Origin of the sequence: Treponema bryantii NK4A124 (genome assembly GCF_000421345.1) — a bacterium.
GTDB lineage: Bacteria > Spirochaetota > Spirochaetia > Treponematales > Treponemataceae > Treponema_D > Treponema_D bryantii_B.
Genome location: NZ_ATWV01000009.1, coordinates 16,191 through 34,692, shown reverse-complemented (window position 1 = coordinate 34,692; position 18,502 = coordinate 16,191). Strand labels below are relative to the sequence as shown.

At 36.9% G+C, this 18,502-nt stretch carries 17 protein-coding genes; 3 read left to right on the top strand and 14 right to left on the bottom strand.

What is annotated here, in order from left to right:
• Window positions 1-2: 2 nt before the first annotated feature.
• From G626_RS16190 to G626_RS0110035, 9 genes are all read right to left on the bottom strand, one after another.
• Entirely contained in the window at window positions 3-971 is a 969-nt protein-coding gene (locus tag G626_RS16190) for a glycosyltransferase family 92 protein (protein WP_022932663.1), read from the bottom strand.
• A gap of 24 nt (window positions 972-995) precedes the next feature.
• Window positions 996-2,171, bottom strand: coding sequence for a Coenzyme F420 hydrogenase/dehydrogenase, beta subunit C-terminal domain (locus tag G626_RS16185; RefSeq protein WP_081647524.1), 1,176 nt, complete (start codon window positions 2,169-2,171; stop codon window positions 996-998).
• A gap of 3 nt (window positions 2,172-2,174) precedes the next feature.
• The gene (locus G626_RS16180) at window positions 2,175-3,692 is read right to left on the bottom strand and encodes a lipopolysaccharide biosynthesis protein (RefSeq protein WP_022932661.1); all 1,518 of its coding nucleotides are present in this window, start codon (window positions 3,690-3,692) and stop codon (window positions 2,175-2,177) included.
• Window positions 3,692-4,789, bottom strand: coding sequence for a polysaccharide pyruvyl transferase family protein (locus G626_RS0110060; protein WP_022932660.1), 1,098 nt, complete (start codon window positions 4,787-4,789; stop codon window positions 3,692-3,694). The genes G626_RS16180 and G626_RS0110060 overlap by 1 nt, the downstream gene beginning before the upstream one ends.
• A gap of 16 nt (window positions 4,790-4,805) precedes the next feature.
• A complete protein-coding gene (locus tag G626_RS0110055; RefSeq protein WP_022932659.1) occupies window positions 4,806-5,909 on the bottom strand; it encodes a DegT/DnrJ/EryC1/StrS family aminotransferase in 1,104 nt (367 codons plus the stop codon).
• Window positions 5,910-5,913: 4 nt separating this feature from the next.
• On the bottom strand, window positions 5,914-6,861 hold the full coding sequence (locus G626_RS0110050; RefSeq protein ID WP_022932658.1) for a glycosyltransferase family A protein: 948 nt from the start codon (window positions 6,859-6,861) through the stop codon (window positions 5,914-5,916).
• A complete protein-coding gene (locus G626_RS0110045; protein ID WP_022932657.1) occupies window positions 6,861-7,268 on the bottom strand; it encodes a sugar 3,4-ketoisomerase in 408 nt (135 codons plus the stop codon). The genes G626_RS0110050 and G626_RS0110045 overlap by 1 nt, the downstream gene beginning before the upstream one ends.
• A gap of 400 nt (window positions 7,269-7,668) precedes the next feature.
• Window positions 7,669-8,187: a transcription termination/antitermination NusG family protein gene (locus G626_RS0110040; protein WP_022932656.1), complete on the bottom strand. Its 519-nt coding sequence runs from the start codon at window positions 8,185-8,187 to the stop codon at window positions 7,669-7,671.
• Window positions 8,174-8,521 carry a hypothetical protein gene (locus G626_RS0110035; RefSeq protein WP_156003297.1) on the bottom strand — a complete coding sequence of 116 codons (348 nt, stop codon included), beginning with the start codon at window positions 8,519-8,521 and terminating at the stop codon, window positions 8,174-8,176. Before G626_RS0110035 ends, G626_RS0110040 begins: the two co-directional genes overlap by 14 nt.
• 165 nt (window positions 8,522-8,686) lie before the next feature.
• Here G626_RS0110035 and G626_RS16175 point away from each other — a divergent pair, with 165 nt between their 5' ends.
• Window positions 8,687-9,025 (top strand): helix-turn-helix domain-containing protein, encoded by a 339-nt coding sequence (locus tag G626_RS16175; RefSeq protein ID WP_022932654.1) that lies wholly within the window; start codon window positions 8,687-8,689, stop codon window positions 9,023-9,025.
• Window positions 9,026-9,058: 33 nt separating this feature from the next.
• Window positions 9,059-10,303 carry an ATP-dependent helicase gene (locus tag G626_RS16170; protein WP_022932653.1) on the top strand — a complete coding sequence of 415 codons (1,245 nt, stop codon included), beginning with the start codon at window positions 9,059-9,061 and terminating at the stop codon, window positions 10,301-10,303.
• Window positions 10,304-10,400: 97 nt separating this feature from the next.
• Here G626_RS16170 and G626_RS16165 read toward each other — a convergent pair whose 3' ends face one another.
• The 4 genes from G626_RS16165 to G626_RS0110005 form a co-directional block, all read right to left on the bottom strand.
• On the bottom strand, window positions 10,401-12,239 hold the full coding sequence (locus G626_RS16165; protein WP_022932652.1) for an ABC transporter ATP-binding protein: 1,839 nt from the start codon (window positions 12,237-12,239) through the stop codon (window positions 10,401-10,403).
• Between the two features lie 42 nt (window positions 12,240-12,281).
• Complete coding sequence (locus G626_RS16160) at window positions 12,282-14,132, bottom strand: ABC transporter ATP-binding protein (RefSeq protein WP_022932651.1); 1,851 nt, start codon at window positions 14,130-14,132, stop codon at window positions 12,282-12,284.
• Between the two features lie 192 nt (window positions 14,133-14,324).
• The gene (locus G626_RS0110010; protein WP_196800480.1) at window positions 14,325-15,053 is read right to left on the bottom strand and encodes a sensor histidine kinase; all 729 of its coding nucleotides are present in this window, start codon (window positions 15,051-15,053) and stop codon (window positions 14,325-14,327) included.
• Window positions 15,054-15,132: 79 nt separating this feature from the next.
• The gene (locus G626_RS0110005) at window positions 15,133-15,906 is read right to left on the bottom strand and encodes a LytR/AlgR family response regulator transcription factor (protein ID WP_156003294.1); all 774 of its coding nucleotides are present in this window, start codon (window positions 15,904-15,906) and stop codon (window positions 15,133-15,135) included.
• Between the two features lie 62 nt (window positions 15,907-15,968).
• Between G626_RS0110005 and G626_RS17530 the strand changes: the two genes are divergently transcribed.
• Window positions 15,969-17,174 carry a GGDEF domain-containing protein gene (locus G626_RS17530; protein WP_022932648.1) on the top strand — a complete coding sequence of 402 codons (1,206 nt, stop codon included), beginning with the start codon at window positions 15,969-15,971 and terminating at the stop codon, window positions 17,172-17,174.
• 136 nt (window positions 17,175-17,310) lie between these two features.
• Here the strand turns inward: G626_RS17530 and trpS are convergent, their stop codons facing one another.
• Complete coding sequence (gene trpS, locus G626_RS0109995; RefSeq protein WP_022932647.1) at window positions 17,311-18,411, bottom strand: tryptophan--tRNA ligase; 1,101 nt, start codon at window positions 18,409-18,411, stop codon at window positions 17,311-17,313.
• Window positions 18,412-18,502: the final 91 nt, after the last annotated feature.

Below are 18,502 nucleotides of genomic sequence, written 5' to 3'. Positions count from 1 at the left end.
TTTTATTTTTTTAGTGCTAGTTCCAGTTTCACAAGATATTTATATATCTTATAGTCAACACTTTGATTTTTCATTTCATGTTCGTAAAAATATTCTTCGTCATGTGGATTTATCTTAAAATAAACATCACCTTTTGCTTTTTTTTGCAAATATTCGTCATAAGTTTTTGTAAAATAGTGATTGATTTGAAGCGGAAAAATTGAAGAATCTGTGCCAAGTGGAATTGGATTTTTTCCCAAAATACATATTTTTCCAAATATATTTACTGGGGGCAAGTTTAACTTTCCTTTTTTTCCCCAACAGTAATGATGTAAAATTCCATTTCGTTTATCATATTTGTTAAAATTAAAAGCTGTATTAAAGAATACTTTACCAATATCAGTATATTTATTCCAACTGACAGTTAAATCTTTTGTAACAAGGCCATTTGTATCTCTGGAAAGCATTCCGCCCGTTCCAAACATTTTCCAATATGCAATTACAACTGGGAATTTCTTCTGGAAAGGTTTCAGGAATTCATAGATGTTGTCGGTTGAATTGGGAACAATAAATTCATCAATATCAATAAAAGACAACCATTCTGTCTCATTCTTGAATCGCTCTATTCCATCATGATAACACTGCATTTGAGCCTGATTCTGAGGCCATTGTATAAGCGTTACGGTACCATCAGAAATATATGGTGCAAGTACAGTTTCATAATTATCTTCAGAATTATTGTTATAAAGATAAAAGTGTTCTACTCCAACAATCTTATGATATTCTATCCATTCTTTTAGATATAAGGCTTCATTCTTGAAAATTGCGCAGATAGATATTTTATATTTTTTTTCTTCTGGCATAACATGACAAAAAGCAAATTTAAGACTATAAAAGATGTTTACCGGTCCAATTAAAACATCTTTTATAAGCCTTTTTAATCCAATTTTATGTGGATTATCAAAGATGAAGTATTTATTCTCTTTTTGCATAATTATAAATTCCAAGTAATATAATTAAGAAGATTTTTTTACTGAGAAAGAAAGAATTTTTCTTAAAAACTTATAAATTATTTGTTTTATTTTGTTATGTAGCATAACTGAATTTATTAAATATTTTTTCATTATATGTTCAAAGCCATATTCAAGATATTCATTCCAATATGTATCTATGAAAGTCTCTTTCTCTCTTGGAGATTTAAGTCTTGGTTGTAAACAATCCTCAACTGGAACCTCTTTGTATAAAACAAAATCTTTTATAGAATCAAATATCTTTTCTGCTTTTTCTGAATGTAATAGTACTAAAGAACAACCATGCTTATAATCAGTAAATTCCGGAGCAGCTTTTTCACTTCCCCAAAAATCAGCAAATGTTATATCGCTGTTTCTGTACGGAGTTGTATATTTACAGTTATAACAACTTGAGCGAATAAAGAAATCAAACAATGAACCAGTAAAATAATCCTGATACTTTACTATCCCATTCGCAAAAGTCAGTTTTTCAATACCCTCTTCCCAGGAATATTTCTGCTTATCACGAAACTTAAAGTCTTTTACAGCCGCATGATATTTTTTCTCATTCCATTGCAAATACTCTTTGAACATTTTTGGTGAAGGAACACCATGACAAACAATATCTGCAAGAATAAGTTTTTCAGTACTAATTTTTGTGTATTTCAAGAAAGCTCTCAAGCCATCACACTGACAACCAGTGCCTGTGAACATAACAAATTTTCCATCGTTCAAGTCTTCTGCTACGTTCTTAAATACTCCATCAAGGTCAGATTGAACATATTTTGATTCTCTGAAAGTATCCCTCTCTTTTTTATTCAATGCCTTGTGATGTCGGACAACAAAATCAGAATCAAGTTTTGCACCATAAACAACGCCGCCTTTATCCAATATATAATCAGAAAATGCGGTAAAAGCACCTGCAGAACGGCTTGCACTGATTACAGAAAAATCTTTGTGTTTTAATGCAAAACACCTAACATTTTTATATAAATCTTCAATAACAGTTTTTCCGAACTGACAAGTTTTCTGACATAGTCCACAATTTATGCAGAGTTCTGAATTAATTACTGGATAACTAAATCCATTATTCATCTTCATAAAAATTGCGTTCTTTGTACATACATTTAAGCAAGCTGTACACCCACAGCAATTTACTTGTAATTTATATACGCTATCCATAAATTATCTTGTAACTTTCTTTATGAATGGAACACATGAAAACAATATTTTTCGTTCAGTTTTACTCAGCCCAATAAATACTATAAGACCACCACAGAAACATACTTCAATAAGTACGTTTACAACAAGTTTTAAGAATGAATCAGCACAATTCAAGACTATATAATCAAAAGCACAAACAACACTAGCGATTAAGACAACAGGCAGCAGGACTTTGATTATGTATTTTTTGATTGAAACTTGTCCCAGTACCTTAAAAAAAACAATCTTTACTAACAACATAATTAATGAAATCACTATTCCTACAAAAAATGGAATTAATGGATTTTCTACAATTTTCAAAAGTAAATAAGCACATGGAAGATTTAAAAGGAAAATTCCGCCAACGACAATTTGATACCATTTCAATCTGCCAATTGCTTGTGCTGCAGTACTAATGGGATCAGTTACAGACATAATAAGAGCATCTATAAGTGCCAATTTTGCAAATATTATAGTATATTCCGGAACTTCTTTGAGCCATAGTTCTATAACAAATTTCATATTTGTTATCAAAGGCATTGCAATTATAAAAAGTAGAAAAAAAGAAATTTTTGATGCAATGCAAGTAATTTCAAAAAACTTATTCTTATCACCAGCTGCATAACTTTTTGTAATTTGGGGGTCTATTGCTTTCATAAAGTTTAAGGAGAATGAAGATACTACACTGTTTATTTGAAAGGCTATTCCTCTTGCTGCATTTATAACAGTTCCAAAGAATAGATTAATAACAATATTTATTCCTTGAGCTTTACATACATTTGCAACAGCACCAATCATATTCCAGTTCAAAAATGCGAACACTTCTTGATAAGCAGGCTTGTCTTTTACAAACTTAATTTTGAGTTGTTTATACCTTATTAATCCATAAATAACATAAAAACCATTTATTAGGAGAGAAGCTATAAGTAGTAGTAAGCCATAAATAATCAGTCTGTCACCAGTTGTAATATAAAGCAGATAGGCAACAAGGAGTTTTAGCCCAGCTTCTACAATAGATATAATTGAATAAATTCCCAAGTTTTCATCTGCAATAAGCAATGCCAAAAATGGAGATACAACTAAACCTATTACAAAGTTTAGAATTGAAAACTGATAAACAATAACAGCTGCAGACAAACGATCAGGATCAATTATCATTTTATTATTTATAAACCATAGGCCTGCACTTTCAGCAAACAGAATTACAATTCCACAAAGTCCTATATACAAAAATAAATTAATTGAAAAATACTTACTTACTTCCTTCCAGTCGTTTCTTCCTATGCCAATTGCAAAAAATCGTTGCGATGCCACCGTAAGAGTTCCAGAAAGAAAACTAAACATCGAAACAAAACCGGCAACTACATTATAAAGACCGTAATCTGCGGCACCAAGAGAACTTAAATTTACACGAACAGTGAAGAGAGAAACTATAGTAAGAATAATCATCCTTACATATAGAGATAGTGTATTTTTCATTACTCTAGAAGAATTACTCATTAAAGGGTATCCTTCAAAAACTGCAAAGATGATTGTCTTAAAGTATCAATTTTTGTATTAATTTTATTATAATCCCATTTCCAATCTGCCTTTTCTTCAAACGTATTGAAATCCACAAGAACAGATTTTAAATCTAGATAATCAATAAGAGAAGAAGCTTTGTCCATAATAAAATGTGTTGGGCTGAAAACTGTTTTTTTATTAAAAATCAAGCTAAACATAAGTCCATGATAAGTACAGGTAAAAATTCTCTCTGCATATTTAAAATATGCAAGCCACAGGAACGGATTCAGTTCATTCTGCTTAATATTCTTATCGCACCAGTCAAAGGTATCATCAAGAGAATCAAGACAGATTATTTGCAGATTATTCTTTTTAGCATAATTCACACAACCTTTTATAAATTCAGGTTTGAATTCGCTTCCATATACAATAATATACTTTGATTCATTTACATTCGGAATATTCTCGTCATTCATAAAATCCCATAATATTGTAGGATCGCAAACAATAGTAGATTCTCTTCCCGCATACTTATTTACGAGATTTTTGCTGTTTTCATCACGAACAGAAATTGCAGAAAGTTTTTTCAAATTATTTTTCACATATTCTGGACAAACTGTTTCTGACTTTACAGTCCCAAAACTAGCCGCATAAGAAATAATATTTTTTGAGTTTAGATTATCGCCGAATAAGAACTTATCATTGTTAAAGAATCTGATTGAATAATCCCAAATAATATCACTGCCCAAAACCACAGAATCAAAATACTTAGCTGGCAAATCAGCTTTTGTAAGTGGTTCAGTACAAGGAATGAAATCTTTGTAATAACCTAAGAACGGCTTAAGCTCTTTAATCTTGCTAGAAAACAGTCTTTTAGCAATATTCAAATATGTTCTCGGATCAATAATTCCATAATGAAATTTAATATTATTTATTGCATAGTACTGTCGATAATGAACTGGTTCAAGATATGCAATCTGTTTTACATCATAATCTTCATCAAGAGCAGCTATTGTTTTCTGTAACGCATACGCCTGTAAAAATGTCCCATAATTAGGCACATTCCAAAAAGTAAGAATCCCAATCTCTTTCATATTTAGTTTTCCCTAATTATTTCCATTCATTCAAGCACTCAATTACCCACTGAACTTGTTCATCAGACAAAGTTGGACTCATAGGTAAACTAAGCTCTTGTTCATGAATCTTTTCTGTCACAGGGAAAGATAGATTATTCCATTCTTTGTAAGCTTCCTGCTTGTGTGGCGGAATTGGGTAATGAATAATTGTTCCAATTTCATTTTCTTTTAGATAAGACTGTAATTCATCACGTTTCTTTGTAAAAATCGGAAATATATGGAATACATTTTTCTCAGCTGAAAGAATAGAAGGCATTTTAATTGCAGGATTTTTAATGCCTTTATAATACATTTTAGCAATCTGCTTACGACGGTTATTATCATCCTCTAAATGGCGAAGTTTTACATCAAGCACAGCTGCCGACATTTCATCAAGACGGCTATTTTCTCCGATATAGTCAAACACATATTTCTTAGATGAACCATAATTACCTAGGACTCTAACAAGATCAGCTATCTCCTTGTCATTTGTTGTAATAGCACCTGCATCACCAAATGCTCCAAGATTTTTTCCTGGGTAGAAACTGTGAGCGGCAACAGTTCCTAATGAACCGGTTCTGTTACCGTTGTAACAACAGCCATGAGACTGGGCATTGTCTTCAAAAAGCTTAAGATTGTGATTGTTACAGATTTCGTCAATTTTTTCGTTGTACAAACAGCGCCCGTAAAGGTGAACTAGCATTACGCCACGAGTTTTATCGGTAATTGCTTTTTCAATTGTTTCTGGTTCAAGCTCCAGTGTTTCAGAATTTGGGTCAAGCAATATAGGTTTTAAGTTATTTTGTGAAATAGAAAGAATTGTTGCAATGTAAGTATTTGCCTGGACAATAATTTCGTCACCATCATTCCAACCATACAGCATTTTACAGGCACGAATCATCAGTTCCAGAGCCTGCAAGCCGTTTGCAACGCCTACACAATATTTAGTACCAATATATTTCGCATAATTATCTTCAAAAACTTTATTTTCGTTTCCCTGCAAATACCAGCCGCTATCTGTAACCCGAATCACAGCCTCGTGTAGTTCATCTTTATATTTTGCAGTTATATCTTTTAATGAAAGAAATGGGACGTTCATTTTTCTACCCTCTTCTTATTATTCTTTTTACACAACGGAATGGAAATTTTAAGACTCGACCACATAAATGAATAATTGCAAAAGCTTTAATCTTATTGTAGTTATAAAATACATTTAGACTTTCTTTTCTTTCTGATAAATCATAAGAACAAGGATGCTTTAAAATTACAAAATCAAGATATAAGCCTATCAGAAATTTTTGATTTTCCTTTTTTACACTTAAAAAAGTTTTTTTAGATATAGAATTAGAACGAAGAAGATCACTCAATATTCCAGGATATTCTATACCAAAGGCATAAAATAAATTATATCGTCCTTTATTAGCATGACTTACAGGTATTTCATCCAACAATACAGTGTTATCGATTATATATTTTGATTTCTTTTTTTCATTAAATAAAATTGTTGTATGAGGATAGAGTTCATTAAATTCAGCATCTTTTGGGATTCTGTCAAAATCTTCTTTCCAAAACCCCATACCTGTAGACCAACTGGACCACACACGAAGATTTTTTACATATGAATCAAAATCAGAATATTCAGCGACACCTTTTATTTGTTTAATTACTCCATTAGAAAAATACACACAAGGTTTTTCAGTCTCATTATTGCGTATAAAGTCGATAAAATATTGAATAGCACCGGGAAATAATTTTGTACGATGATTTATAAACTTTATAAAAATTCCCTGAGCAACTTTATAACTTTCTGACTCATTCAAGAACCCCTTATAATCCGTTTCTTTATAAACAAGGTTAGAATGTTTATTTGCAAAATCCTTTATCTTAGTTTTAAACTCAGAATTCTCACCATTATCCATTACAACAACTTCAAAAAGATTCTGTTCAACATCATTTTGAGCATATATACTGTCTAGAACAGGAAATATAAGTTCAATTATCCCGTTTGTTGGAATACAGATAGAAAGAAGAGGAGTTGTATTGTCACTCATTACTTCTTTACTCCCATTACTTTTAAGTATTCGTCGTAGTCTCGAATATATTCTTTTCCGTCATAATGAGTATTTGTAATAACTAGTAAAACTGAATCCTCTGAAAAATCATACATATCTTTCCAAATCATTTTTGGAATATAAATTGCCTGCATAGGTTTATTTAATTCAACAATATGTTCTCCTACACCATCAGTTACACGTACTTTTGACTTTCCAGCAACATTTACAAGAACAAACTCACTCTCTTTATTTGCATGCTGTCCGCGTATAACAGTTGTATCTGAACCATAGATATAAAAAACACGTTTTATATCAAAAGGAATATCTCGAGAGCCTTCTATTACAACAAGTTTTCCACGCTCATCACCAAGATCTTTAAAGTCTAATAGTCTACAAAGTTCCATTTTTACCACTTTAAAAGTTATAGATTTACAAATTTAGTTGTTACTTAAGTATATGAAGGAGGTATGAAAGGAATTAATTTAAGGTATTTAATATATTTCTTAAATCAAATATGAAAATACAAATTTCTAGATTAAAACAAAAACAAAGGTTTAGTAAAAATCTTTTTGCTTTAAAATAAAAAAAGCTGCCGCCGTTTACAACAATGTCTATAGCATCTCCCTTTTTGACGGTCGTTTTTGGACCTCATAGTGGTGCAGTTTTCCCCACTGCAACCTGGAGATTTAGACATTGCACTTATTTATGCACCAAACGTGCCTCGTAAACAGTTGCAACTGATTTTTACATTATTATATATCTATTTAATAAACTTTTCAATCTTACAATAAAGATTTAACATTATTAAACGACTTCTGCATCTTCATATAGCAAATCAAAGCGCTTTCCGTCCAGAGTGAGTGACGATTGTACGGTAATCTGTTTTTTCTTTTTGTTTATGGCAACAATGTGACCTTCCAAGCCTACAAGAGGACCTGCAATTGCTTTTATTTTTTGCCCTGGAAGGAATTGAACTTTTGATATACCCCAGTGTTCACCGTTATGAATGAAAATACGAAGTTCTTCTAATGCTTCTCCCATTATACATTCCGGATTCTTATTATCGCGAAGAATCCGGCAAAAGCCTTTTATCTGTCGAAGAGCCTTAAAAAAATCTGCACTTAATTCTTCAACACCAAAGAAAACATAACCTGGAAATAGAGGGGCTTCAAACCAGCCCCTGCGTTTTGTATAAAGCTTTCGTTCAAAAGAAAAAAACTGGGCAGAAGGAAAATATTCTTTTAAGGCTTCTGTAGCTGCATCTCTAAAGGCTTTTCTTCTCCCGTCATAACCATTACACAGTAGTAATTCATGGCTTTTCATAGCCTCGAGCTTCGTCGCTTACATAATCTGCGCAAACGTCATATATAACCTGAAAGTCAATGCCTTCTATTTCTAAATTTACAAAATGATTGATGACTTCTTTTTGAAGCTCTTCTCCACCAAGCCAGACAGTAGGCTTGCTTTCTTTTACAGGCCTTTCAGTGCAGATATAAAGAAATATTCTACAAGAAGACTTTTCACCCTCACAGCTTCCCATCTCAATAGCACCGTTTAAGGCACATTCAAGCAAAAATTCACTGACTCCGTTTGGAAACTCTGCAATTTCTTTTTCGTTCCAGGATCCACCGGCCTCAGAAATGAGAAAATCATGCATTTCAACTAATTTTTTTTGATTGAAATTTTCAGGTGCAGAGCCGCACAAAAAGGCAAACCGGATCAAAACAACTCCTATCGTAATTACGCTATTTCAGAGTTATTTTATATCGTATTTACGTTTGTTTCAACCGAATTTATATCGTAAAAACGACATTATAAAAGTATGGAAACTTTTGCAGATAGACTTAGAGAAGAGATTGAATATCTGGGAATAACCAGAAAGGAATTGGCTTACAAGGCAGATGTAAAGATCCGTGCACTCGATATGTATTTAGGCACACAAGGCTCTATGCCACCTGCAGATGTTGCAGTTAGAATTGCAAAAGCTTTAAATACAAGTGTAGAATATTTGGTAACTGGTATTAGAAATAATACACAGAACACTGCGGAAATTTCACCTTCACCTACAGAATTAAATCTTTCTAAAGTTTCACCAAACACCCGGCAATTTCTTGAAACTGCCATAAGTCTTTTTGCAGAACATGAAAATCCTAAACCTTGAAGATTAGTTAAAAGAATGATAACCTTTTTCTAAATGAATCTTAAACCGACATATTATCACGCCAAATCCGCAGAAGATGAGGCAGAATATATCTTAAAGAAAATCCGCGAGCTTACGGAAACTCCGGTGGTTGAGTGTCCTCAAAGCGGGCGTATCGAAACCACCGGAAAGTTCGCCCTTTCCGACATCGCAATACTTTACCGGGCCCACTACATCAGCCGCAGCATAGAAGAGGTCTTCCAGAGGGAAAAACTCCCTTACACATTAAACTCCGGCGTACCCTTTTTCGACCGGGCAGAAATTAAAGACGCTCTTTCCTATCTCCGCATGATAGCCTACAAAGACGACCTTTCATTTTTACGAACCGTAAATCAGCCAAAGCGCAACGTAGGTGAACGCCGCATAAAGGCCCTCAAAGAGTTTGTTGAAGCTAACGGAGGTTCTCTTTACCAGGCCCTTAAACTTATGGTAAACGATCCGCTTTTTGCAAACACAACTGCGCAAAAATATATTGATCTGATTGAACGCTTTTCTACCACCTACCCGGGCCGCCAGATTTCCGAAGTTTTCAGTCACCTTATGAACGAAAGCGGCTACGAGCTTGCCTTACGAACGGAAGGTAGTCAGGAACGACTTGATAATCTTGCAGAGCTCAAGCAGTCAATTTACGAATACGAAACTTCCTGCGGCGAAGAATGTACACTGGAAAATTACCTGGCCCATGCTGCCCTTTATACAAATGCAGATATTGAATCCAGCAAAAAAGCCGTGCGCCTCATGACAATTCACACGGCAAAGGGCCTTGAGTTCCCGATAGTTTTTATTGCGGGCATGAACGAGAATATGTTCCCCAGCAAAAAAGTTGATTCGCTAAAAGCAATGGAAGAAGAGCGCCGCCTTGCCTTTGTAGCAGTAACCCGTGCCCAGAAAGAGCTTTACCTTACCGAAGCCGAAGGCTTTTCCCAGCACGCAGGTGGCCGCTATCCTTCACGTTTTATTTTTGATATCGACCGGCCCCTTCTTAATTACGAGGTAGAACTGCCGCCTCAGCTTGTCGCAAAAACCAAGCTATACATTCAGGAATCAGATTCCATCCTCGCAAAAAAAGCCGAACTTGCAGACCTTGCCGTGGGCGACACTGTTGAGCATAAAATTCTTGGCCGCGGTACAATCATTGAAATTGATCAGACTGCCGCTACCTACACAGTGCAGTTTGAAAAAGTAGCGACGCCAAGAAAAATGTCTTTCAAGGCGCCGTTAACAAAAGCCGGTGGTTGAGTAGACACGAAGTGTCGTATCGAAACCACCGCGAAACTCTGAATGTGGTTTCGATACGGTAGGTGCATCAGCACCGTACTACTCCAACCACCGGAGCTTATGCGTAATACTGGGCCTGGGCATTCCAGAGCTCGCTGTAAAGTCCGCCTGTCTCCATCAGTTTTTCGTGGCTGCCCTGCTCTACAACTTTGCCTTCATCAAATACAATTATGTTATCGCAGAAACGGCAGCTGGACATTCGGTGGCTGATGTAAATTGAAGTTTTGTCTTTAACCATGTTGTCAAAGTTCTGATAGATTTCAAACTCAGCTACCGGGTCAAGCGCAGAGGTCGGTTCATCAAGAATTACAAAAGGAGCATCCTTATAAAGAGCTCTGGCAATTGCAAGTTTCTGTGCCTCACCACCGGAAATCTCAACTCCATTTTCATCACTGTACTGATAGAGGTTTGTTTCAAGACCTTTTTCAAGACGGTTGAGACGGTCTGTGAATCCGGCCTTATCAATACATTCAAGAACACGCTTTTTATCATACTCAGCACCAGCCGCAACATTTTCACCCAACGGGAATGAGAAGAGATTAAAATCCTGAAATACAATAGCAAAGAGCTTTGCATAATCCTTGTAATCGTAATAACGGATATCAACACCATTTAAAAGAATCTGGCCTTCAGTAGGTTCATAAAGACGGCAGAGCAGTTTTATAAAGGTTGTTTTCCCCGCACCATTTTTTCCGACTACAGCATTCTTTGTTCCCAGTGTAATTTTCTGATTTACATGACGCAAAGCCCAGGTTTCTGAATTGGCATACTTAAAGGAAACATCACGGAACTCAATTTCAAAAACATTGTCATCGCGTTTTTCTGTTGGAATTGTTCCTTCATATCGCTTGTTTTCAATCTGCATGTAATCATAGAAGAAGGAAAGATATTTACTCTCAACATTCAGCTGAACAAAGGTATCAGAAATTCCTGTTATAGACTCCACGAGAATTTTATAGGCTGTAACGTATTTCAAAGAGCTTCCCACACTAATCAGATTGCATACAGCCTTTAAGCCGACATAAGCATAACAGGTAAGCTGAAGTACAAATTCTGTCAAAACCGGAATCAGGGTAATTTTAAGATTGTCATTCAGATAAGAGGTAAACTCCTCTTCCAGGGTATCGTTTGTCTGCTGAACGCGGGAAAGAACAACTTTCTGCATTTTGTAAAGACGGATATATTTTCCGATAGAGTAATCAAATACCAGATTAAACCAGTAAGAAAAATATCTGTTGTAAGAAACGTTGCGTTCAAAAAACTTCATCTGAAGAGCAGCAGATTTTTTATTTACAAAGAATGAAATTACAAGATGAAGAATCATAACGGCGGCCATAATAAAGAGGCTGTACCATTTATTCAGAATCAGGGCAATTCCTTCGCCACTGGCATTAGGATTTGGAATAAAAAGATAAACAAGAATTCCAACTGAATAAACAATTCTTATGATTTTTTCAAGAAGGCTTGCAAGATTATCGCAGAACTGTCTCATACCGCCGGAAGAATTTGTTCCATCCTTTGCCTTTTTGATCATGTCGAGAGTTTCGTGTTTTTCGAGTACGTCATAATCAATATCAAAGGTTTTATCACAAATCATCTGACTGATTTTATGAGAGAGTTCAAACTTCTTTACCCAGTTTGCGGCTTCAAGCCCCCAGCGAATCAGAACAAGAGAACTTCCAATTGCAATCATAATAAGAGCATTTTTCATGATTACTTCAAAGCTTTCACGTGCAACAAGCTGATCAAGAATTATGCTCGAAAAGATAATTCCGACAAATGGGAACGAAGCAGCAAGTACACGGATAATTATAAGCAGTGTAAGATAGCCCGGAACCAGTTTATGTACAAGTGACAGAACCTTTTTAATCGTGCCTTTTTCATTTTTATTTTTCATTGTTTTTCTCCATCATTGATAGTGGTTTCGATACGGCTTCGCCTACTCAACCACCGGTTCAGAATAATAGTGACTCTGAATGTCGAAAATCTCGCGGTACTTTCCGCCCTTCTTAATCAACTCGTCATGACTTCCACTTTCTACAATCTGACCATTGTCCAGGAACATAATCTTGTCGCAGAACTTTGTACTTGCAAGACGGTGCGAAATGAACACTGAAGTTTTGTCAGATGCCATGCTGTTGTATTCTTCATAAATCTTACTTTCAGCAATCGGATCGAGGGCTGAAGTTGGTTCATCAAGAATCAGGAAAGAGCCGTCCTTATACATTGCCTTTGCAAGCAGAAGCTTTTGAGTTTCACCACCAGAAAGAAGAATTCCATCTTCTTCAAGAGTCTGGGTAATATAAGATTTTTCTTTTTTCGGAAGAGTCTGGATTTTGTCATAAATACCTGCAGCCTTAAGGCACTTGTCAAGCCGCGCTTTATCAATCTGATTCAAATCGCAGCCGCAGACATTTTCTGCAATCGAAAAAGAAATTGGAGTTGTGTCCTGGAACAATACGCTGATTTTATCCTGATATTTATCAATACCAATTTCATCAATTGTTTTTCCATCAACAAGAATTTCGCCTTCTGTCGGAGGATAAAGACCGCATAAAAGCTTAACGATTGTTGTTTTACCCGCCCCATTGTTTCCAACAAGGGCAATTTTTTCTCCCGCCTTTATTTTGAAATTGAGATTTTTCAAAACAGGCTTGTCACTGCCTTCATAAGTAAAGCCGACATTACGGAACTCAATTTCCGGAGCATCATCTTTACATACGGTGGTTGAGTAGTCCGAAGGACGTATCGAAACCACTTCATCCTTATGCTCAAAGAAATCCTTCTGAGCCATAAATTCATTGTACATATTAAAGTTGTGACTCGATTCCTTAAGGTAAGCCATGTTTTCAGAAACGCTGTAAATCCATTCACTGAAGCCCGAAACAATTCCAATGTAAAGAGTAAACTCCGCAATCGAAATCTGGCCGGCAAGCACCTGACGAATCAAAAGTGAATAGGCAATAATATCGCGCAGAGAATTAAAGAATGTATCAGAAACTGTAGGCCAGTACCACTTAAGCTGATACTTCCAGCGGAAGCATTTGCTTGCCTTAATCAGAGAATCAAACTTGGAATGAAACCAGTCCTTCATCTGATAGATTCTGATATCTTTACCGGCACTTACGCTGAGACTGTTTGTTTCAAGATAATTTATTTTACGGTATACCTCTGTAAAATCTTCGCGGTGATCATCACCAAATTTAATCGCATGATTTCTTAAAAGAATATCTCCTGCAAACATAAAAACCATAACCAGAAGAATCTTCCAGTCCAGCATAAAAATAGCAGTACCGTAAACAGTTATTCCAAAAAGAATGATTATCATCTCAAGACCAAGACGGGAAAGATTCTGAGCTCCTTCCCAATCCGAGTTTACAGCATTTACAGCCTTACCCATCAGCTTCTGTTTCGGCTGAGGCTCAATATTCAGATAATCAGTAAGAATTGTCTTTTTGAAAAAGTTCATCATAAAATAACCGATTCTGGTGTAGGTATGCTTAGCCATCATCTTTGCGTTACAAAAGCCTTTAAGAGCAGTAAGCACACAATAGGAAGTAACTGCAGCAGCACTGTAAATCAAAAAGGTTTTGATACTGCCGCTTGAAATTCCAGCGATCGCCAGAGACGGAGTAAGCGTTGTCAAAAAGGGCATTGCAACAGAAACCACAATGTACAAAGCTACAAGCCAGGGTGCCGAACGGTATCTTTTGAACATAGCAGAATAAACGATGCAGATGTTTTTGATTACACCATTCTGCTTTTTCTTTTCTTTTTTCGCGTTTTTCATAGAGGACCCCCTCAATTTTTAAGATACCCTGACTATATATTTAATTTTTATTGTTTTAGTAAAAAGTTCACGAAATGCAAAAATTGGTGCATGAATTGTACCGGTGATTGAGTGCGAAGCGTATCGAAATCACCGGTACATTTCTAGAATGTGGTTTCGATACGCCCTACGGGCTACTCAACCACCGTTACATCACAGCGGCAGCATAACCTCAGTCGCGAAAATCCCAGGCTCATTTTTTCGGTTCACGTAGCCGTCATACTTTTCTGCCAGCTTATCAATTCGGCGGAGGCCGAAACCGTGTTCGCCAAGCTTCGAAGTAACCAGCTCACTTAAGCGGCGGCGGTGCTTTTCGCAAGTTGCGTTAGAAACAGAAATGTAAAGCTGACTCTTAAAGAGGCCAATATAAATGCGGATAAATCTTGGAGCCGCTCCCTCAGTAATTTTCTCACAGGCTTCGATAGCGTTATCCAAAAGGTTTCCCACGATGGCACAGAGATGCACATCGCTCACTTTCAGGTCTTGTGGCACTTTTGCCGTACAGTTCACTTCAATATTATTTTTTCTGGCAATGCTAACCTTGGAACTTAAAATTGCATCCAGGCCAACGTTACCGGTTCTTATGGCAATATCAATAGAATCAAGATCTTTTTCCAAATTGTCTAAATATTCAGACAGTTCTTCTTTCTTCCCCATGGAAAGAAGAGCCTTTATTGCCTGCATGTGATTGTGATAATCATGACGCCAGGCCCTCATTGTCTGATATATATTCTGAACCTCATCACGCTGCTTTTTAAGAACTGAATCCTGAAAATCTGACAGTCGTTTGTCATATTTATTTTTGAGAATAAGAATTGTAAGAATTACAGAAATGACAGCAGCTCCAAAAGCCACCAGTAAAAACATTATTAAATTATTCACAAGAATTATTATACACTAAGAATTGTAAGATTTCATTAAAAAAAGACCATCATTGCGAGGAGCGGAGCGACGTGGCAATCTACTTCCTGAAGAACTCAATAAACGCCTCATTCAAATCCTTATAAACCCCGCGGGCAACCGGCAGTGTCTCACCACCGTCGAGTATACAATCCGTGCGGGTAATGCGGGTAACATGTGCCAGATTTACTAAAAGTCCTCGTCTCAGACAGAAAAATCCCTTCCCATCAAACGCAGCCGCAGTCTCCGCAAATCCCGCCTTCCACTCGCGCTCAAAATCCACACCCTTCAAAAAAACATAATGCCCGCGCGCCTCAATATAAAGGATTTTCTTAAAGCTGATTTTTTCAACATCTGCCCCCTGACCCAGCACAAAAAAATCCTCAGCCATTTTCTGCCTCTCCGCCAGAGCCCCGTCCAAAAGCCCCTCAAGAACCTCTTCCTTAACCGGCTTCAAGATATAGCGCACTGCCCCAACCTCATAGCCTTCAATTGCATAGTCAGGAACGCCTGTCACAAAAATAATAACCGCATCATAGCCCCGGGCACGCAGCTTTTTTGCCAGCTCCATGCCGTTCATATTTTTCATCTGAATATCAAAAATCAGAACATCATAAGGAGCCTTGTCTTCACTCTCAAAAAGAAACTGCTCGGCAGAAATGTAGGCATCCAATTCAAGCAAGCAGCCACGACCGGCCGCCCACTTATTAACAAGAGAAGCTTCAAAATCCAATACAACTTTTTCATCTTCGCAGATTGCAACGCGGAACATAATCTGATTATAAAAACTGAATGACAATCTTTCAACTTTTTTTATATACATTTTTACTTTCAAAAGCCCTTTATATTATGGTATAATATAAAGGTATTCTTTTATTAGAATTGAGGAGTTTATATTTGTATTATTCGAGCTTTGGTATACTGGCACTATTAATACTGCTTATTACAAATTATGACATTCTGAAAAAATCAAATAAAAATACCCTTTCATCGCCTGCAATTCTCTACAGGCAGTTCCTCTTCAGTGTAATGGCATATTATATCACTGATATTTTATGGGGCTTTCTCGCTTCCTTTAAAATAAAAACATTTGCCTACATTGATACCCAGATTTATTTTGCAGTAATGGTTCTTTCGGTTTTCCTATGGGGCCGTTATGTAATTGCCTATCTTGAAGAGAAGAACCTTTTTACAAGAATTCTTTATTATACCAGTCTGACCATCTTTATTTTAGTTCTTGTTGTTTTAGTAATCAATTTATTTATTCCTATTGTTTTTTATTTTGATGAAGAGGGAAACTATCACACAAGCCCTGCCCGCTATATAAATCTGACCGTTCAGCTCCTGCTTTTCTTTATAATGACAGTTTACACAATTTATATTTCAACAAAGAGAGACAGGCCCGTAAAGTCCAGATACAGAACGATCGGGCTTTTTGGCCTCGCAATGACTATTTTTATTGCCCTGCAGGCCATGTATCCTTTTTTGCCTTTTTATGCAATGGGGTTCATGCTTGGAACCTGTCTTCTGCATACCTTTGTTCTTGAGGATGAAAAGGAAGAACACCGCCGACTGCTTGAAGAGCTGATTCAAAAAGGCAACCTGCAGGAAAAGGAGCTGGGAGCAGCCCGTCACATGGCTTACACAGACTCTCTTACCGGAATTAAAAATAAGGCTGCCTACATTGAAGATATCAGCATAATTGAACAGAAGATTAACGAAGGAAAGCTGGATAAGATTGGAGTTGTCGTTTTTGATTTGAACAGCCTGAAAAAAATAAATGATACGAAAGGTCACGATGTAGGAGACGAATACATAAAAGCCGCCTGCCACATTATCTGCGAGCGTTTTAAGCACAGTCCTGTTTACCGCATTGGCGGCGACGAATTTGTTGCAATTCTTGAAGGTGAAGATTACGAAAACCGCAGGCAGCTGCTTGAAGAGTTTTCAAAAATGGTTGACGAAGAAAAAAAGCATGACGGACTTGTTATTGCCAGCGGCTCTTCTACCCTTCACCGGAACAAGGACAAAAGCTATATGCGCGTTTTTGAGCGTGCTGACCGGCAGATGTACAAGCGTAAAAAGTTGCTTAAAGAAAAATAGATTGCTTCGATTTGCGGTGATTGAGTAGCCCGAAGGGCGTATCGAAATCACCATCAATCACCAGCCCATCAGGTGGTTTCGATACACTTCGCTTCGCGAAGCACTCAACCACCGAATATCTCCATCATTGTCCAGATTAGATTTCCATATTCATCACAGTACGTACTTCATTCAAAGTCTTAATACCAATCTCGCGGGCCTTAGCAGCACCGTCCAGCAATACCTTTCTGATATAGTCAGGTGATGCTTCGAGGCGGGCACGCTCTTCGCGTAATGGGCGAAGCTTTTCGTTGAGTGCTTCTGTAAGAGTTGCCTTGAGCATTCCACCACCGCCGTCACCAATACGTGCAGCAATTGCAGACGGCTCTTCACCTGTACAAAGGCTAATCAGCATAAGAAGGTTTGCAACCTCCGGACGGTTTACAGGATCATAAGTGATATTGCGGTCCTGGTCTGTCTTTGCCTTTTTAATCAGTTTTGCAGTTTCGTCTTCTGTTGCGCTCAGCATTACTGCATTTCCGCGGCTCTTAGACATTTTCTGTCCGCCGTCCAATCCAAGAATCATTGGAGTCTTAGAAAGCAATGCCTGTGGCTCTGGGAATACAGGCTCTTTACCCATATCTGTACAGAACTTCTTGTTGAAGCGGCTTGCGATTGTACGTGTCATCTCCAGGTGTGGCAGCTGATCTTTTCCTACAGGAACAACGTTTCCCTTGCAGAAAAGAATATCGCAGGCCTGGTGAACAGGATATGTATACATTCCTGCATTTACATTTTTAAGGCCGGCAGATTCAATTTCTTCTTTTACAGTCGGGTTACGGCTAAGTTCTGCGTTACTAACGAGCGTTAGGAAAGGAATCATCAGCTGGTTGCACTCAGGAACATAGCTGTGTGGGTAAATAATAACATCCTGTTTTTCAGGATTGATTCCGGCAGCAAGATAGTCGATTACCAGCTGCTTTGTATTCTGGCTGATTTTATCAAAAGCATCGTGGTCTGTAAGAACCTGGTAGTCCGCAATAAGAATCATTGTAGGAACACCCATATTTGCAAGGCGAACACGATTCTGCAATGAGCCAAAATAGTGGCCGATATGAAGGAGTCCTGTAGGACGGTCACCAGTAAGTACGCGATATTTTTTAGGATTTTTGATTAAGTCTTCTTCGATTTTGCGGCTGCGCTCAACAGCAGCTTCAAAGCTCTTATTTATGTCTGTGTACTGAATTTCTTCACTCATTTTTTATTCCTCGATTTTTTTTAGATTATCGGGTCAAGCCCGATAATGACAAAGCTGTCATTCCCAATAATGACAAAGCTGTCATTCCCAA

Bases quoted from the DNA above. Each gene is read 5' to 3' on its own strand.
- G626_RS16190 (WP_022932663.1), bottom strand. From the start codon at position 971: ATGCAAAAAGAGAATAAATACTTCATCTTTGATAATCCACATAAAATT.
- G626_RS16185 (WP_081647524.1), bottom strand. From the start codon at position 2,171: ATGGATAGCGTATATAAATTACAAGTAAATTGCTGTGGGTGTACAGCT.
- G626_RS16180 (WP_022932661.1), bottom strand. From the start codon at position 3,692: ATGAGTAATTCTTCTAGAGTAATGAAAAATACACTATCTCTATATGTA.
- G626_RS0110060 (WP_022932660.1), bottom strand. From the start codon at position 4,789: ATGAAAGAGATTGGGATTCTTACTTTTTGGAATGTGCCTAATTATGGG.
- G626_RS0110055 (WP_022932659.1), bottom strand. From the start codon at position 5,909: ATGAACGTCCCATTTCTTTCATTAAAAGATATAACTGCAAAATATAAA.
- G626_RS0110050 (WP_022932658.1), bottom strand. From the start codon at position 6,861: ATGAGTGACAATACAACTCCTCTTCTTTCTATCTGTATTCCAACAAAC.
- G626_RS0110045 (WP_022932657.1), bottom strand. From the start codon at position 7,268: ATGGAACTTTGTAGACTATTAGACTTTAAAGATCTTGGTGATGAGCGT.
- G626_RS0110040 (WP_022932656.1), bottom strand. From the start codon at position 8,187: ATGAAAAGCCATGAATTACTACTGTGTAATGGTTATGACGGGAGAAGA.
- G626_RS0110035 (WP_156003297.1), bottom strand. From the start codon at position 8,521: ATGCATGATTTTCTCATTTCTGAGGCCGGTGGATCCTGGAACGAAAAA.
- G626_RS16175 (WP_022932654.1), top strand. From the start codon at position 8,687: ATGGAAACTTTTGCAGATAGACTTAGAGAAGAGATTGAATATCTGGGA.
- G626_RS16170 (WP_022932653.1), top strand. From the start codon at position 9,059: ATGAATCTTAAACCGACATATTATCACGCCAAATCCGCAGAAGATGAG.
- G626_RS16165 (WP_022932652.1), bottom strand. From the start codon at position 12,239: ATGAAAAATAAAAATGAAAAAGGCACGATTAAAAAGGTTCTGTCACTT.
- G626_RS16160 (WP_022932651.1), bottom strand. From the start codon at position 14,132: ATGAAAAACGCGAAAAAAGAAAAGAAAAAGCAGAATGGTGTAATCAAA.
- trpS (WP_022932647.1), bottom strand. From the start codon at position 18,411: ATGAGTGAAGAAATTCAGTACACAGACATAAATAAGAGCTTTGAAGCT.